Genomic DNA, 15,830 nt, shown 5'->3' with positions numbered 1-15,830 from the left:
GAAAGGCCGGCTCAGTTGCCCGTTTCCTGCGGGCCGACGGCGTCGCCCGCGCCCGGCGCGGGCCGCTGCGGCGGACGGTGGAACTGGAACTGCGGCTGGATCGCAGGGCTCGCGCCGGGCGGCTGGCCCCCAGGCGTCGGCGCGCTCGGCGCCGCCTGTGCGGACGGACGGAACCGCACGGACGCGCCGCCCTGGCCGGACACCTGCGCGGTCGCCCGGTTTGCCGCGCGCGCGGCCTGTTCGTTCGCGCCGCTGTCCAGCGCCGGCTGCCCGGCCGCCGTGCCCGCATCGGCATGCGCCGGCGCGGCGTCCGCAGCCGGCTCCGGGGCCGGCACGGCGGCAGCGGCCGAGGCGGTGGCCGCAGCGGCGGCCTGCGACGCGGCCTCGGCCGAGCTAGCTGCGGCCTGCGCCGCCTTTTTCGCCTTCTTGCCGCGCCTGTCGCCGTCGATATCGGCAAGCAGGTCAAGTTCGGACGGCAGATTATCCGCGCCGGTCCAGCTCACGAGCCGATCGTTCGCGAAATTCAGCACGAGGTCGCGCTGCTGGACGACCGAGGTCGAGCCGCGCTTGAAATAGAACAAGTAGTCCCAGCGATCCGCGTGGAACACGTCGGTCAGCAGCGGCGTGCCGAGCAACGCGCGCACCTGGTCACGCGACATGCCGGCCTGCAGTTGCGACGCCATTTCCTGCGACACGAAATTACCCTGGACGACGGTAATCCGATACGGTGTGATGCTTTGCGCGACCCGTTGCGTCAAGCTGTCATAAGACGAGCAGGCAGCCAATCCGGCGACGGCGGCAGCAGCGATGACAGCGCTTCGCATGCGGCTCCTCTGAAGTTGCAAAAGAGATCTTGGAATCATTTCCCTCACCGTGCCGGCCATGGCGCAGGCCGCGCGCGAATAGATGTCGAAGGTGACCTAAATGGCAAAAAGCCGGTACTATTGAAGCTCAGCATTGTACTCTAGGGACGCCTAGCCATGACCAATCCGACCGATCTCAAGAATATCGGGCTCAAGGCCACCCTACCGCGCCTCAAAATTCTCGAAATTTTCCAGCAGAGCCCGGTGCGCCATCTGACGGCCGAAGACGTCTATCGCAACCTGCTGCATGAGGAACTCGACATCGGCCTTGCGACCGTCTACCGCGTGCTCACCCAGTTCGAGCAGGCGGGCCTGCTGTCGCGCAGCAACTTCGAATCCGGCAAGGCCGTGTTCGAGCTGAACGAAGGCTCGCACCACGATCACCTGGTTTGTCTCGACTGCGGCCGCGTCGAGGAATTCTTCGACGCCGAGATCGAAAGCCGCCAGCAGATGATTGCGAAGGAACGCGGCTTCAAGCTGCAAGAGCATTCGCTCGCGATGTACGGTTCGTGCAAAACGGAAAATTGCCCACACCGCAAGCACGAAGGCAAGCACTGACGCGGCACCGGCCGCGCTGCGCGTGTTTTTCCGCGCAAGCAGATCGCATAGGCCCGGCAGGCGCAAGCTCGCCGGGCCTTTGTTCGACGGGGCACGGCCTGCTTGCGGAAGTTTGTGCATCGGCGGATTTTGCCGCCGCCGGATCTGGGCACTTTTTTGCGGATTGTCCGCGCGCCGCGCCATGCCGGTTGGATGCCCCGTGCGAATTTCGGCTCGGACCGGGCCAGCCGCCGCCCGCGAGCGCAGCAGCATGCGCCGTGCGCCTGTTCAGCCTGTTCAATTTCGTGCCCCTGCCCCCTGCTCACGGTAGCCGCTTCCCGGCGTCTCACGCCTGCCGGCCCGGTGCGCAGCTTAAGGGTCTCGGCCTTTCGACGGCCACGGCTGGCCGCGCGTGGGGGCCGGATGAGCGCACGCGCAGCGCCAGCCCGCGGCCGGACGTGCGGCCCGTGCTGCACGGAAATCGTGCCGCGCGGCCCGTGCCGGACTCGCTCCGGCTGATGCACCCGTCAACGCCTGGCGCGCGACGGCAAGCAAGCGTTACGCGACGACACGCATCGGTTCGCTGTCATCGATCAACCGCCACCGGGCGCCAAGCAAAATCTCGTCGCAATTCGGCTGTTCGCCGCCACGGTCGACCACGATGAAATCGCTCACCGCGTCGAGCGCGAGCAGCGGATGGTGCCAGACGCCTTTCGCGTAATTGACGCCCTGCCCGCGCTGCGCAACAAACGCGCGCATCCGCGCCGGGTCGAATTCGCCAGCCGGCGCGACCACGAGCAGATAGCGGACAACGGACGCAAGCGGAATGAACGCCTGGCTGCCGAGCGGATGGCGCTCCATCATGTCGATCTCGACCGGCCATGCGCGCGGCTGTGCGCGGAACACGCTGATGAGCGGCCGCCCGTGCGCGTCGCCAACGTCGACCGACGCGAGATCGTGAAAGCGCTCGGTCGTGCCGCCGTTGATCAGGAAACGGCGCGCGCCGTCGAGTTGGATCACATCGCCGAACGGCGCGAACGCGTCGCGCGTGAGCGGCTCGACACGCAACGTATGCAGTCTGTCCATGCACGCCTGCGTCATGCCGGTTCCCCCCAGATACGCAGCCGCGATACGCCACCGTCCGGATGGATGTTGAGCCGCACGTGCGTGACGGGGCCGAGCACCGCGAGCTGCGCGTCGAACGTATGAATGCTGTCCATCTTGAGCGGCTGCTCGTCGAGCAGCGTCGGCCAGAACATTGCCTGCGTGACGAGCGACGCGTCCGTGCCGCCCACGACGCTCGCCGCCTGCAGCGAACAGCGGTCGGGGAAATTGCCCTTGAAGTGCGCCGTATCAATTTCGACCCGGCGAATCACACCCGCGCGCGCCAGCGCGACGATTGCCCAGTCGTTGCCGGGCTCCCGGCGGCGGCGGGTTTCCCAGCCGTCGCCCATGTTCGCGCCGCGCCCCGGCATCAGCATCCGCGACGCCGGCCCGAAATGCTCGTTGTTCGCCGCGACCAGATACGCGCCGTTCTCGATTGCCGCAAGATCCACCAGTTCGCCGCGCACCGCGCGCGTCCAGTCGCGCTGCGGCTGGCCATACACGCGCAGCCGTGCGAGCCCGCCGTCCGGATACAGATTCACGCGCAGATGCGTGTACGGCCGCGGATCGCTCACCGCGACGTAGTGATGCTGATTGCCCTGCAACGTCGTCGCGGGTACGAGCGTGTGCCAGTCGGCATGGTCGGACGGTGTGTCGTTGTCCGACACGCACGCCTCGATCGACGCGGCCGGCGGGAAATTGCCGGTGAAGTAGCTCGTATCGAGATCGACGCCGTGCACGACGCCCGGCCGCGCGAGCTTGATCACGCAGAAATCGTGGCCCGTCGTGCGCTTGCGGCGCGTCTCCCAGCCATCCATCCATTTGCCGTGATCGTCATACTTGCCGGGGATGAACACGGCCGGCTCGGGATCGAGCATTCGCTCCTTCGGTGCGAAGAATTCGTCGCTCGCGAAAAGCGCTTTCGCGCCCAGGCGCGGATCGGCGAGATTCATGTAGCGGCGCGTGAAAGCGGGCGCGTTCGGATCGAGAATCGGGGCGGCCATGTCGTCTCCTGTCTTTGTTCGGCTGTTTGTCCATTCAAAACGAAGCGGCGGCGCGCAACCCATGAGGCGCGCCGCCGCCATGTCGGGCGGCGCGGCGTCAGAGCGCGGGCGCGTTGCCCTGCGCGATCGGGCCGTCCGGCTGTTCGTCGCCCGACGGCACATAGCGCAGTTCGTCATTCAACACGCGCGTGGCGCGCGCCTTGTCGATATCGTGCTCCCATACCGCGACGATGATCGTTGCAACGCAGTTGCCGAGCAGATTCGTCAACGCCCGCGCGATGCCGACAAACCAGTCGACCGGCAAAATCAGCACGAGGCCGAGCACGGGCAGCGCCGGAATCGCCGACAGCGTCGCGGCGAGAATCACGATCGCCGAGCCGGGAATGCCGTGCGCGCCCTTCGACGTGAGCAGCGACACGAGAAGCACGACGATCAGGTCGTGCGTCGACAGCGGCGTGTTGGTCGCCTGCGCGATGAACAGCACGGCAAGCGTCAGGTAAATCGAGAAGCCGTCGAGGTTGAACGAATAGCCGGTCGGGATCACGAGGCCGACCGTCGAATCCTTGACGCCCAGCCATTCGAGCTTGCGCATCACCTGCGGCAGCACCGCGTCGGACGACGCGGTGCCGAGCACGATCAGCAGTTCCTCGCGCAGATAGCGGATCAGCTTGAATACCGAGAAGCCCGCGAGCCGCATCACCGCGCCGAGCACGATCGCGACGAACGCCGCGCAACTCGCGTAGAACACGATCACGAGCAAGCCGAGCTGCTTGAGCGACGCGACGCCGTACTTGCCGGTCGTGAACGCAATTGCGCCGAGCACGCCGAGCGGCGCGAGTTTGATGATGAAACTCATCACGCGAAAGCACACGTGCGCGAACTCGTCGATCAGCACGTTCACATGCTTAGCCTTGTCGCCGAGCAACGCGAGCGCCGAGCCGAACAGCACCGAGAACACCAGGATTTGCAGGATGTCGCCCTTGGCGAACGCATCGAACGCGGTGTCGGGAATGATTTTCAACAGGTAGCCCGCCGTATCCTTCAGGCTCTGCGCGTTCTTCGCATAATCGGCGAGCGACGCCGAATCGAGCGAGTGCAGATCGATGTTCATCCCGACGCCCGGCTTCGTCACGAATGCGAGCACCAAGCCGATCACGAGCGCAAGCGTCGTCATCACTTCGAAATAGACGACGGCTTTCAGCCCGACGCGGCCGACTTTCCTCAAATCGCCCGCGTTCGCGATGCCGTGCACAACGACGCAAAACACGATCGGCCCGATCACCATCTTGATGAGCTTGAGGAATCCGTCGCCGAACGGCCGCAGCGACTGCGCGAAATGCGGGAACAACGCGCCGAGCGCGACGCCGATCAACAGCGCGGCGACCACCCGGCCAAACAGCGAATTAAGGAACTTCGACACGGCGCTCTCCCATCACGGCAGTTGCGGATAAGTGGCGGACCGATTGCCGATTCCTCTGTTCATACTGGTCCGACCAGTGTTGTTATCGACGATAGTAGGAAGCCGATATAGTCGCGTCAAGCACACAAAAATAGGGATTTCCCGCGGGGCCGGCGGGCGGACGAGCATCGGGAAAGCACCGGATCATCGCTTTCCCGATGCTGCGGCGCATTGCCTGAACGACGGTTTACAATACTGGTCAGACCGCTTAATCGCCGCCACATCCGACGAAATCGATGAAGAACGTTCCGCACACCGTTACCGACGCCGCCATCGCCACGATCCGCGAGCGGATCGAGGCCGGGTTCTATCCCGTCGGCAGCCTGCTGCCTGCGCAACGTCAGTTATCCGAAGAACTGGAGATCAGCCGCGCGTCGCTGCGCGAAGCGTTGTCGACACTCGAAGCACTCGGTCTGCTGCGCATCCGCCCCGGCAAAGGCGTGTATGTCGAGCGCGCGCAGGCAAACGCCGCGCATGCATGGCGCTTTGCCGAGCAGTCGTCGCTGCCCGATACGTACCAGATGCGTTACGCGCTCGAAGGCTTCGCGGCACGCATGGCCGCGCTCGCGGTCATCGACGCGGATCTCGAATGGTTCGAGACGAATGTTGCCGCGCTGCACGAAGCGCTCGCGAATGACGAGCTTGACGACGCGTCGCAACTCGATTTCGACTTCCATATGCGCATCGTCAGTCTTGCCGGCAACGCGGCGATCGAATCGATCCTGCGCGGCAGCGCGGACATCATGAAAGAAAGCCAGCGAATGCCGTTCTATCGGCGTGAGTTCGTGCTGTCGACCTATCACGAGCACCGCGCGATTCTCGATGCGCTGATCGCGAAAGATTCCGCCGCGGCCGGCGCGGCAATCGAAGCGCATATCGCGAATGCCGCGCAGCGGGCCGGCGTATTCTTCCCGACGCCGAAAGGGTAACGGAATGCGATGCACGCGGCGCCTCGGGCGGCGCGTATAAAAAAACGCGCCGGCGATATCCGCCGGCGCGTGTCCCGATCATTGCCGCTTGCGCGCGCCGCCGCCTTGCAAACCCCGGCGGCACGGCAAGCCCGGCCGCTTACTTCGCGTTCGCGAGCGCGACAGCCGTATCGAGCATCCGGTTCGAGAAACCCCACTCGTTGTCGTACCAGCTCGACACCTTGACGAGACGGCCCGACACCTTGGTCAGCGTTGCGTCGAACGTCGACGAAGCCGGGTTGTGGTTGAAGTCGATCGACACGAGCGGCGCGGCGTTGTAGCCGAGGATGCCCTTCAGCGCGCCTTCCGACGCTTCCTTCATGATCGCGTTGACTTCGTCGACCGTGGTATCGCGCTTTGCGATGAACGACAGATCGACGATCGACACGTTGATGGTCGGCACGCGGATCGCATAGCCGTCGAGCTTGCCGTTCAGTTCCGGCAACACGAGACCGACGGCCGCCGCCGCGCCCGTCTTCGTCGGAATCTGGCTGTGCGTAGCCGAGCGCGCGCGGCGCAGATCCTCGTGATACACGTCGGTCAACACCTGGTCGTTCGTATAAGCGTGGATCGTCGTCATCAGGCCGGTTTCGACGCCGATCTTGTCGTTCAGCGGCTTGACGAGCGGCGCGAGGCAGTTCGTCGTGCACGATGCGTTCGAGATCACCGTATGCTCGGCCTTCAGCACGTTGTGGTTCACGCCGTAGACGATCGTCGCGTCGACGTCCTTGCCGCCCGGCGCCGAGATGATCACCTTCTTCGCTCCCCCCTTCAGGTGCGCGCTCGCCTTTTCCTTGGTCGTGAAGAAGCCCGTGCACTCCAGCACGACGTCGACGCCCAGCTCGCCCCACGGCAGCTCGGCAGGATTGCGGTTCGCAAGCACGCGGATCTTGTCGCCGTTGACGACGAGGTAATCGCCGTCGACCGACACTTCGCCCGGGAAGCGGCCGTGCGCGGTGTCGTACTGCGTGAGGTGCGCGTTGGTCTTCGCATCGCCCAGATCGTTGATCGCGACGATCTCGAGGTCATGCTTCTTGCCGTTTTCATAGAACGCGCGCAGCGTGTTGCGGCCGATGCGGCCGTATCCGTTGATGGCAACGCGAATCGTCATGTCTATCTCCTGATGGCTGAAAAAATTCGTTTCGTGCAGCTTCACGGCGCGACGCGCGACGCAGCGCGCATCGCACGTCGCATTAGGCGAGAACGGCCTTCACGGTCTCGACGACGTGCTCGACGGTGAAGCCGAAGTGCTTGAACAGCACGCCGGCCGGCGCCGATTCACCGAACGTGTCGATCCCGACGACACCGCCTTCGAGGCCGACGTACTTGCGCCAGAAGCTCGTCACCCCCGCTTCGATCGCGACGCGGCGCACGCCTTGCGGCAGCACGCGCTCGCGATACTCGGCATCCTGCCGATCGAACACGGTCGTCGCCGGCATCGATACCACGCGCGCCGCGATCCCTTGCTGCGCGAGCGGCTCGACCGCCTTCATCGCAAGCTCGACCTCGGAGCCCGTCGCGATCAGGATGATCTTGCGCGCGACGATCTCTTCATTCCAGTCGCGCAGCACGTAGCCGCCCTTGTCGATGTTCGCGATCTGCGCGTCGCTGCGCGGATTGAACGCGAGGTTCTGGCGGCTGAAGATCAGGCTCGACGGACGATCCGCCGCGATCGCATGAGTCCACGCGACAGCCGTCTCGACCGTATCGGCCGGACGCCAGACGTCGTGGTTCGGGATCAGCCGCAGACTCGCGATCTGCTCGATAGATTGGTGCGTCGGGCCGTCTTCGCCCAGGCCGATCGAATCGTGCGTGAATACGAAGATCGACGGCACCTTCATCAGCGACGCGACGCGCAGCGCGTTGCGGCTGTAATCGGAGAACGTCAGGAAGGTGCCGCCGAACGGCTTGTAGCCTCCGTGCAGCGCAAGGCCGTTGAGCGCAGCGCTCATGCCGAACTCGCGCACGCCGTAATTGATGTGGTTGCCCCACTGGATGCCCGGGCCATCCTGATTCGCGCGCACCGGCTTCGACGCCTTCCAGTTGGTTAAATTCGAGCCCGTCAGGTCGGCCGAGCCGCCGAGCAATTCCGGCAGCACGGCCGCGAGGCCTTCGATTGCCTGCTGCGACGCCTTGCGCGTGGCGACGGTCTCGGCGCGCTCGTTCGCGCCGGCGACGATTGCCGCCGCCTTCTGCGCCCAGTCGGCAGGCAGCTTGCCGGCCGTGCGGCGCTCGAATTCGGCCGCTTCCTGCGGATATTTCGCGCGATATTGCGCGAACGCCGCGTTCCAGTCGCTTTCGCGGCGCTTGCCAGCCTCCTTCGCATCCCATGCCGCATAGACTTCCTGCGGAATCACGAATGGCGGCCATGTCCAGCCGAGCGCCTCGCGCGTCTTCGCGATTTCCTCGGCGCCGAGCGGCGCGCCGTGCACGTCGTGGCCGCCCGCCTTCGTCGCCGCGCCCTTGCCGATCGTCGTCCGGCAACAGATGAGGGTGGGCTTGTCGGATTGCTTCGCCTGCGCGATCGCCGCGTCCACCGCGTCGACATCATGGCCGTTCACGTTGCGGATCACGTTCCAGCCGTAAGCTTCGAAGCGCTTCGGCGTGTCATCGTGGAACCAGTTGACGACGTCGCCGTCGATCGAGATGCCGTTGTCGTCGTACAGCGCGATCAGCTTGTTCAGCTTCAGCGTACCCGCCAGCGAGCACGCCTCGTGCGAGATGCCTTCCATCAGGCAGCCGTCGCCGATGAACACATACGTATGATGGTCGACGATCTTCGCGTCGGGCTTGTTGAATTCGTCCGCGAGCAGCGCCTCGGCGAGCGCCATCCCGACCGAGTTCGCGAGGCCCTGGCCGAGCGGGCCCGTTGTCGTCTCGACGCCCGGCGTGATCCCGTATTCGGGATGGCCCGGCGTCTTCGAATGCAGTTGCCGGAATTGCTTCAGCTCGTCGATCGGCAGATCGTAGCCCGTCAGATGCAGCAGCGAATACAGCAGCATCGAGCCATGGCCGTTCGACAGCACGAAGCGGTCACGGTCGGCCCAGTGCGGATTCACCGGATTGTGCTTCAGATGGCGGGCCCACAGCGCGACGCCGATCTCGGCCATGCCCATCGGCATGCCGGGATGGCCGGAATTCGCTTGCTGAACGGCGTCCATCGCAAGCGCACGGATCGCGTTGGCCATCAAAGTGGGAGAGGCGGGAGACGAAGTCGTCATGTCGAGTCCGGAAAACGAGTCGAGAAAACCTGTGGCGCGCGGCATCCGGCAGCTCGCTGGCCAACCGTTCCCGGCGCGCAGTACGGCGCCGACAGGACGCGGGGCGGACGAGCAAACGGACAAGGCTGCAAAGCGGGCAGCCTTGCAAACAGCTCCGCCGCTATGGAGCCTGTCATTCTAACAGATGACCTGCCGCAAGCTCGGCCGCAACGAGCCGCCCGGCGCGGTTTCGGCCACGCCGGCGCGGGCTGCGATTCCGGCCCGGGCGCCAGCCTTCTATAATTCCGATCATCCCCCGCTTCGCCGCCCGCCGCCTTGAGCACCGCCCTTCTCTTTCATCCGACCCCCGATACCGCGTATGGCTTTCCGAACGCCCGCCGCGTCGCGCGCGTCGCGTCCAGATATCAAACAATCGAGGTTTGGGAAACGGCGCAGTTGGGCCTGCTTTTCACGCTCGACGGACGGCCGATGACCTCGGTGGGCGACGAATTCGTCTATCACGAGTGCATGACGCATCCAGCCGCGCTCGCGCATCCGTCGCCCCGAAAGGCACTCGTGCTCGGCGGCGGCGACGGCGGCGCGGCGCGCCAGTTGCTCAAGCATCGGTGCATCGAGCGGATCGTCATCGCCGAACTCGACCCCGCCGTCGTCGATATGGCGCGCCGCTATCTCGCCGACGTCCATCAAGGCGCGCTCGACGATCCGCGCGTCGAACTCGTGATCGGCGATGCCGCGCATTACGTCGATCACGCGTGCGAGCATTTCGATCTGGCCGTGTTCGATCTGACGCCGCCCGATTCGCCCGCCGCCAGCCTCTACACCGCCGAGTTCTACGCGCGCCTGAAGCGCATCCTGACGCCGCGCGGCGCCGTATCGCTGCATCTGGGCTCGCCGCTTTTTCACCAACCGCGCATCGCCACGCTAGTCGCGGGCTTGCGCGCGAGCTTCGCGGTGGTGACGCCGCTTTGCGCACACGTGCCGCTGTATGGCTCGCCGTGGCTGATGGCGATCGCGAGCGACACGCTCGACGCGGCGTCGTTGTTTTCGCACGATATCGACGAACGGCTTGCGCAGCGGCGCATCGACGGCCTGCGCTTCTACGACGCGAAATTACATCCGGCGCTTTTTACACTGCCGCGCTCGCTGCGCGATACACTCGGCATGCATCGCTGAACCTGCGTGCGGGGCCGAACGTCGGCCAAACGCACGCATTTTCCCGCAGGAGACTTTGTATGACCGACCCACGGCCGGCTGACGTGCCATGGCTGACCCCTTATCTGACGGTGCGCGACGCGCGGGCGGCGATCCAGTTCTTTAGCGCCGCATTCGGCTTCAAACAGCGCGAATTGGTCGACGAAGACGGTGCGATCATGCATGTCGAAATGTCGTACCGCGGCCAGTTGATCGTGATGTTCGCGCCTCAAGGCGCGTTCGGCTCGACGGCCCGCACGCCGAGAAGCGCGGGGGCGACCGCGCCGCAGTCGTTCTATCTGTATGTTGACGACGTCGACGAGACCTATCGCCGAGCGCTCGACGCCGGCGCGAAATCGCTGAGCGAGCCGCAGGATCAATTCTGGGGCGATCGCTTCGCGCAGATCGAGGATCTCGACGGCTACCGCTGGGCGCTCGCGCGGCGGATCGGCGCATGAGCGGCGGCGCCGCCACGACCGCGGCGGTGCCGCGCTTCTTCGTCGATGCGGCGTTGCGCATCGATGCCACACTGCCGCTGCCGGCCGATGTCGCGCGTCACGCCCAGGTGCTGCGGCTGCAGCCGGGCGACGCGCTCGCGCTGTTCGACGGCACGGGCGGCCAATATCGCGCGCAGCTCGTGGAGATCGACAAGCGCGGCGCGCTCGCGCGGATCGGCGCGTTCGAGCCCGCGGAGGCGGAACCGCCGTATCGCGTCACGCTCGCGCAGGGCATTGCCGGCGGCGACAAAATGGATTGGATGATCGAAAAGGCGGTCGAGCTAGGCGTCGCGGCGGTCGCGCCGCTGAGGACCGCGCGCGGCGTCGTCAAGCTGTCGGGCGAGCGCGCGGACAAGCGCGTGTCTCACTGGCGCGGCGTCGTGCGCGCGTCGTGTGAACAATGCGGCCGCAATCGCGTGCCCGACGTCGCGCCGGTGCGCGGCTTCGATGTATGGCTCAATGCGCTGCCTGCCGCACCGGCCGATGGCGAGCTGCGCTTGCTGCTGTCGCCGCGCGCGAGCGTGCCGTTCGCATCGCTGCCCGGCACGCCGCCCACGGGCGCAATCACGTTGCTGATCGGCCCGGAAGGCGGGCTGTCGCCCGACGAGGAACAGGCCGCGCGCGCGCGAGGCTTCGCCGCGCTGTCGCTAGGTCCGCGCGTGCTGCGCACCGAGACGGCCGGCGTGGCGGTGCTGGCCGCGCTCGCGGCACGCTGGGGCGGCTGGTGACGCACAGCCGCCTGCCGCCGCCGCGGCAGGCGGCTTCGGACGGCGCCCCGGGACGGACACAACCGCTGGGGGGCGCTATTTAGTTGAATTGCGCGATTTTCGCTGCGTCATCGTTGACGAAGACGTCCGGATAGACGTCGGCCGTCTGCCCCGGCAGGCGCGGCGCGACGTATGCCGCCGCAACGAGCCTGCCAACGCGCGCGACGGATCGGGCACACCAAAACGTGGGCCGCGCAATCGCGCGGCGCGCGAAACGGATGAAGCGCATCGAAAGACAGCCTTGCGCCGACGAATCGAAGGTCGTCCGGCGAAAGCAAAGCGCCGTGCGAGCCGAGCTTCATCTTTCCCGGTGACACGCGATGAAAAGCCATCGCCGACAGAAAACGCGGAAAATGCACGCGCGCGCCGCCCGCGCTTCCGGTATCGCCGCAGACGCAAAAAACCCGCGCGAAGGCGGGTTTTCCGGCGGATCGTGCGGTGCGGGATTACGCGAACGAGTAGAACACGCGGAACGCGACCCGGCGTTCCGCCCAGAACTCCGCCGCTTCGCGAAACACGTCGAGCAGCGTTTCGCGCCCTTCCTTGTCGAATTTATGCGCGATCGGTAGCGCTTCGAGCGCGATCACAAACCCCGGCTGTGAACCGGCCTTGTGCACGAGATCCGTCAAACAGTCATACAGTGCGTCATAGTTCTTGCCGAAATGCTTGGGAAACAAGAACGAGGTTGCGATCGTCTCCAGCACTTCCTGCTTCGATTGGGCATTTCCACAGTACGCATACAGGAAATGCTGGCCGAGCTGATTCGCTTCGTCAGCAAGATCCTGCACACGGAATGCGCGGATCGACTGCACGAGATTCGGTCGCACGGTCGCAAAAAGGCTCATAGGCTCCTCGATGGATGAAAGCCCGGGGCTGGCCGCGCCGCCAGGCGCATGGCCCGCGTGCGCCGCCATGCGCAGTTGCATGACACGCTGAAACAGGTTACCGTCGCCAGCCGCGAACAGATCCGCCGCAGCAGACATATCGCGCGCGTAGATGTTGTCGCTCATGCCGCTCATCCCGAAGTCAATCAACGATACGTTTGAAACTGTTGTAGTGGTCGTCGGTGTAATAACAATTGTCGACACGCCGCAACGGGCCGCCGCAAACAATGCGGCGCGCACCACGATTGCGCACCCTCGGCGTTGGCACCGTGTATTCGTGGTAGTAGCCACGCCGCATCTTCGGCAGCGCCCGTTCGTAATTGCCGAACACCACGCCGTCTTTCTCATACGGATAGGGGCCGCCCGCGGCGATCAGGCTCAGCGTGGCCGTTGCTTCACGCGGCAACTGGGACGCGGGGATCATATCGACCTGCGCTGCCGCCCCGTTGAGGAGAGCGGCTTCCCGTGCGTATGCGGCGGAAACCAGACTGCCCGGCGTGACGCCGACATTGCCTATCGCGGCGATCGCGAAGACGGACGCGAGCGCGCCGTTGCGGAGCCACTTGCGTGCCATAAACGAAGGTTCCCGCTGTTAAATCAATAAGTTGACGACCAAGAAAGGCGTAAGCGTAGCGCTAATGCCAACTGGAATCAATGCCAGTTAGGAAATTGAAAGGCGAAAACAGCGATCACGATAAATTTTTTATCGTGATCGAGATAAAAATCACTCATATAGGGTAATATGAGCGCAGCGACGTCCACTGCGGCGGGTTCTGCCTCCTCGCCGTCCCTTGCGGCCCAAGGGAGGCGTCGCCTATTTGGGAAGGCTCCTCTCTGCTGCCATGCCCGGCGGCGCGCCTGCAGCAGGCGCGCCGTTTTTTTATCGGCACTTACTCACGCACAAAAGCGCTCAACTGCCGCCAATATGCGTCAACGTGACGCATTTACGTCCGCCACCAGCAACGCCGTCATGTTGACGATGCGCCGCACGGTAGCCGACTCGGTCAGCACGTGCACCGGCTTCGCGGCGCCGAGCAAGATCGGCCCGATCGCAATATTGTTCCCTGCGGCGGTTTTCAGCAGGTTGTACGCGATGTTCGCCGCGTCGATATTCGGCATCACCAGCAGGTTCGCTTCGCCTTCGAGCGTCGACTCGCGCAGGATTTCCTTGCGCAGCGCCGCATCGAGCGCAACATCGCCGTGCATCTCGCCATCGACATGCAGATCGGGCGCACGTTCTTGCAAGATCGCCAGCGTATCGCGCATTTTCTGCGCAGAAGGCGCATTGCTCGTGCCGAAATTCGAGTGCGACAGCAACGCCACCTTCGGCTCGATGCCAAAGCGACGCACCTCTTCGGCCGCCATGATGGTGATTTCGGCCAATTGCGCCGGGCTCGGATCGACGTTGACGTGCGTATCGACAAGGAAAATCTGCCGGCCGGGCAGCACGAGCGCGTTCATCGCACCGTAGACACTGCAGCCGTCACGCTTGCCGATCACTTGATCGATGAAATGCAAATGGCGGTGCGTCGTACTGATCGTTCCACAGATCATTCCGTCCGCCTCGCCCTTGTTCACCAGCATCGAGCCGATCAGCGTCGTGCGGCGGCGCATCTCGACGCGCGCGAGCTGCTCGCTGATGCCCTTGCGCGCCATCATCTTGTAATAGGTCTGCCAGAAATCGCGATAACGCTCGTCGTGCTCGGTGTTGACGACCGTGAAATCGACGCCCGGTGTGAGGCGCAGCCCGTAGCGCTGAATCCGGTGCTCGATCACGGCCGGACGGCCGATCAAAACCGGCTTCGCGAGATTTTCGTCGACGACGATCTGCACCGCGCGCAGCACGCGCTCTTCCTCGCCCTCCGCGAACACCACCCGCTTTCTCTCTGCGGGCGCGCTGCGCGCGAGCTGAAACACCGGCTTCATCGTCGTGCCGCTGTGATAGACGAACTGCTGCAAATGAACCTTGTATGCGTCCATGTCCTCGATCGGACGCGTCGCGACGCCGCCGTCCATCGCCGCCTGCGCGACCGCGGGCGCGATCGTCACGATAAGGCGCGGATCGAACGGCTTCGGGATCAGGTATTCAGGCCCGAACGACAAATCCTGGATGCCATACGCGGTCGCGACGATATCGCTCTGCTCGTGCTGCGCGAGCGCGGCGATCGCGTTGACCGCGGCGATTTCCATCTCGCGCGTGATCGTCGTCGCGCCGACGTCGAGCGCGCCGCGAAAGATGAACGGGAAGCACAGCACGTTGTTGACCTGATTCGGATAATCGGTGCGCCCCGTCGCAAGCACCGCATCCGGACGCACTTCGAGCGCGACTTCCGGCAGAATTTCGGGCGTCGGGTTCGCGAGCGCGAGAATCAGCGGCCGCTCGGCCATCCCCTTCACCATCTCCGGCTTCAGCACGCCGCCCGCCGACAGTCCAAGGAAGATGTCCGCGCCGCCGATCACGTCCGACAGCGTGCGCGCGTCGGTTTCGCGCGCGAAACGCTCCTTGTCCGGGTCCATCAGCTCCGTGCGCCCCTTGTAGACGACGCCGGCGAGATCGGTGACGGTGATGTTCTCCAGCGGCAAGCCCAGATCGACGAGCAAGTCCAGGCACGCGAGCGCAGCGGCGCCCGCGCCCGACGCGACCAGCTTCACCTCCTTGATCTGCTTGCCGACGACCTTCAGCCCGTTCGTGACCGCCGCCGCGACGACGATCGCGGTGCCGTGCTGATCATCGTGGAACACCGGAATCTTCATCCGCTTGCGGCATTCGCGCTCGACGATGAAGCAATCCGGCGCCTTGATATCCTCGAGATTGATCCCGCCAAAGGTCGGCTCGAGCGCGGCGATCACGTCGACGAGCTTGTGCGGGTCGGATTCGTTGAGTTCGATGTCGAATACGTCGATACCCGCGAACTTCTTAAACAGGACGGCCTTGCCCTCCATCACCGGCTTCGACGCGAGCGGCCCGATGTTGCCGAGCCCAAGTACCGCGGTGCCGTTCGTCACGACGCCGACGAGATTGCTGCGTGCGGTGAAGCGCGCCGCGTTCAGCGGATTCTCGACGATCTCCTCGCACGCGAACGCGACGCCCGGCGAGTAAGCAAGCGCGAGATCGCGCTGGTTGATCATCTGCTTGGTCGGCGCGATCGCCACTTTGCCGGGCGTGGGGAATTCGTGGTAATCGAGGGCGGCTTCACGAAGCTTGGCTTTGGGCGAGGAGGACGTGGTGGACATGAGTCTTAGCGGGATAAGCGGATTAGAATATCTGTTCGGCACAATTGTATCGCCAATCCCGCGCGCGAATTTGACGATTAGGGTTCGACAGTCGCGACCGA

General features: G+C 64.8%; 15 protein-coding genes. 5 read left to right on the top strand and 10 right to left on the bottom strand.

All coding sequences use genetic code 11. From position 1 onward, the window contains the following. Positions 1-11: 11 nt before the first annotated feature. Positions 12-824 (bottom strand): outer membrane protein assembly factor BamE, encoded by an 813-nt coding sequence (gene bamE, locus WS68_RS01185; protein WP_059569056.1) that lies wholly within the window; start codon positions 822-824, stop codon positions 12-14. A 156-nt stretch (positions 825-980) separates the two neighbouring features. On the opposite strand from bamE, the gene fur reads away from it, so the two are divergent. Beyond that, complete coding sequence (gene fur / locus WS68_RS01180; RefSeq protein ID WP_059569055.1) at positions 981-1,421, top strand: ferric iron uptake transcriptional regulator; 441 nt, start codon at positions 981-983, stop codon at positions 1,419-1,421. 537 nt (positions 1,422-1,958) lie between these two features. On the opposite strand, the gene WS68_RS01175 is transcribed toward fur, so the two are convergent. The 3 genes from WS68_RS01175 to WS68_RS01165 all read right to left on the bottom strand — a co-directional run bounded on the left by WS68_RS01175 (position 1,959) and on the right by WS68_RS01165 (position 4,928). Further along, positions 1,959-2,486, bottom strand: coding sequence for an ureidoglycolate lyase (locus WS68_RS01175; RefSeq protein ID WP_059569179.1), 528 nt, complete (start codon positions 2,484-2,486; stop codon positions 1,959-1,961). A gap of 11 nt (positions 2,487-2,497) precedes the next feature. After that, on the bottom strand, positions 2,498-3,508 hold the full coding sequence (gene alc, locus WS68_RS01170; protein ID WP_059569054.1) for an allantoicase: 1,011 nt from the start codon (positions 3,506-3,508) through the stop codon (positions 2,498-2,500). A gap of 97 nt (positions 3,509-3,605) precedes the next feature. Then, positions 3,606-4,928, bottom strand: a complete 1,323-nt coding sequence (locus WS68_RS01165; RefSeq protein ID WP_059569053.1) for a C4-dicarboxylate transporter DctA — start codon at positions 4,926-4,928, stop codon at positions 3,606-3,608. Positions 4,929-5,203: 275 nt separating this feature from the next. Here WS68_RS01165 and WS68_RS01160 point away from each other — a divergent pair, with 275 nt between their 5' ends. Next, positions 5,204-5,896 (top strand): FadR/GntR family transcriptional regulator, encoded by a 693-nt coding sequence (locus WS68_RS01160; RefSeq protein ID WP_059569052.1) that lies wholly within the window; start codon positions 5,204-5,206, stop codon positions 5,894-5,896. A 139-nt stretch (positions 5,897-6,035) separates the two neighbouring features. On the opposite strand, the gene gap is transcribed toward WS68_RS01160, so the two are convergent. Both gap and tkt read right to left on the bottom strand, forming a co-directional pair. Next, on the bottom strand, positions 6,036-7,046 hold the full coding sequence (gap, locus tag WS68_RS01155; RefSeq protein WP_059515897.1) for a type I glyceraldehyde-3-phosphate dehydrogenase: 1,011 nt from the start codon (positions 7,044-7,046) through the stop codon (positions 6,036-6,038). A gap of 82 nt (positions 7,047-7,128) precedes the next feature. After that, entirely contained in the window at positions 7,129-9,201 is a 2,073-nt protein-coding gene (gene tkt, locus WS68_RS01150) for a transketolase (RefSeq protein WP_059569051.1), read from the bottom strand. Between the two features lie 270 nt (positions 9,202-9,471). On the opposite strand from tkt, the gene speE reads away from it, so the two are divergent. Genes speE through WS68_RS01135 form a run of 3 tightly spaced genes read left to right on the top strand, consistent with a single transcriptional unit; the run spans position 9,472 to position 11,572 of the window. Beyond that, a complete protein-coding gene (gene speE, locus WS68_RS01145; RefSeq protein ID WP_059569050.1) occupies positions 9,472-10,329 on the top strand; it encodes a polyamine aminopropyltransferase in 858 nt (285 codons plus the stop codon). A gap of 59 nt (positions 10,330-10,388) precedes the next feature. Further along, positions 10,389-10,805 carry a VOC family protein gene (locus tag WS68_RS01140; protein ID WP_059569049.1) on the top strand — a complete coding sequence of 139 codons (417 nt, stop codon included), beginning with the start codon at positions 10,389-10,391 and terminating at the stop codon, positions 10,803-10,805. Continuing rightward, complete coding sequence (locus WS68_RS01135) at positions 10,802-11,572, top strand: 16S rRNA (uracil(1498)-N(3))-methyltransferase (protein WP_059569048.1); 771 nt, start codon at positions 10,802-10,804, stop codon at positions 11,570-11,572. The genes WS68_RS01140 and WS68_RS01135 overlap by 4 nt, the downstream gene beginning before the upstream one ends. A 79-nt stretch (positions 11,573-11,651) precedes the next feature. On the opposite strand, the gene WS68_RS01130 is transcribed toward WS68_RS01135, so the two are convergent. The 4 genes from WS68_RS01130 to WS68_RS01115 all read right to left on the bottom strand — a co-directional run bounded on the left by WS68_RS01130 (position 11,652) and on the right by WS68_RS01115 (position 15,729). Continuing rightward, the gene (locus WS68_RS01130; RefSeq protein ID WP_059569047.1) at positions 11,652-11,840 is read right to left on the bottom strand and encodes a hypothetical protein; all 189 of its coding nucleotides are present in this window, start codon (positions 11,838-11,840) and stop codon (positions 11,652-11,654) included. Between the two features lie 217 nt (positions 11,841-12,057). Beyond that, positions 12,058-12,621, bottom strand: a complete 564-nt coding sequence (locus WS68_RS01125; RefSeq protein WP_059569178.1) for a barstar family protein — start codon at positions 12,619-12,621, stop codon at positions 12,058-12,060. A 16-nt stretch (positions 12,622-12,637) separates the two neighbouring features. Further along, a complete protein-coding gene (locus tag WS68_RS01120) occupies positions 12,638-13,069 on the bottom strand; it encodes a ribonuclease (RefSeq protein WP_059569046.1) in 432 nt (143 codons plus the stop codon). 356 nt (positions 13,070-13,425) lie between these two features. After that, a complete protein-coding gene (locus WS68_RS01115) occupies positions 13,426-15,729 on the bottom strand; it encodes an NADP-dependent malic enzyme (RefSeq protein ID WP_059569045.1) in 2,304 nt (767 codons plus the stop codon). Positions 15,730-15,830: the final 101 nt, after the last annotated feature.

It is taken from the genome of Burkholderia sp. TSV86 (assembly GCF_001522865.1).
In the GTDB taxonomy this organism is placed as follows: domain Bacteria; phylum Pseudomonadota; class Gammaproteobacteria; order Burkholderiales; family Burkholderiaceae; genus Burkholderia.
Note: the sequence above shows the minus strand (reverse complement) of the source record. Positions and strands in the feature narration are given on the sequence as shown.

Coding starts and splice junctions, on each gene's coding strand:
- bamE (WP_059569056.1), bottom strand. CDS start 824: ATGCGAAGCGCTGTCATCGCTGCTGCCGCCGTCGCCGGATTGGCTGCC.
- fur (WP_059569055.1), top strand. CDS start 981: ATGACCAATCCGACCGATCTCAAGAATATCGGGCTCAAGGCCACCCTA.
- WS68_RS01175 (WP_059569179.1), bottom strand. CDS start 2,486: ATGGACAGACTGCATACGTTGCGTGTCGAGCCGCTCACGCGCGACGCG.
- alc (WP_059569054.1), bottom strand. CDS start 3,508: ATGGCCGCCCCGATTCTCGATCCGAACGCGCCCGCTTTCACGCGCCGC.
- WS68_RS01160 (WP_059569052.1), top strand. CDS start 5,204: ATGAAGAACGTTCCGCACACCGTTACCGACGCCGCCATCGCCACGATC.
- gap (WP_059515897.1), bottom strand. CDS start 7,046: ATGACGATTCGCGTTGCCATCAACGGATACGGCCGCATCGGCCGCAAC.
- tkt (WP_059569051.1), bottom strand. CDS start 9,201: ATGCCGCGCGCCACAGGTTTTCTCGACTCGTTTTCCGGACTCGACATG.
- WS68_RS01140 (WP_059569049.1), top strand. CDS start 10,389: ATGACCGACCCACGGCCGGCTGACGTGCCATGGCTGACCCCTTATCTG.
- WS68_RS01135 (WP_059569048.1), top strand. CDS start 10,802: ATGAGCGGCGGCGCCGCCACGACCGCGGCGGTGCCGCGCTTCTTCGTC.
- WS68_RS01130 (WP_059569047.1), bottom strand. CDS start 11,840: ATGCGCTTCATCCGTTTCGCGCGCCGCGCGATTGCGCGGCCCACGTTT.
- WS68_RS01125 (WP_059569178.1), bottom strand. CDS start 12,621: ATGAGCGACAACATCTACGCGCGCGATATGTCTGCTGCGGCGGATCTG.
- WS68_RS01120 (WP_059569046.1), bottom strand. CDS start 13,069: ATGGCACGCAAGTGGCTCCGCAACGGCGCGCTCGCGTCCGTCTTCGCG.
- WS68_RS01115 (WP_059569045.1), bottom strand. CDS start 15,729: ATGTCCACCACGTCCTCCTCGCCCAAAGCCAAGCTTCGTGAAGCCGCC.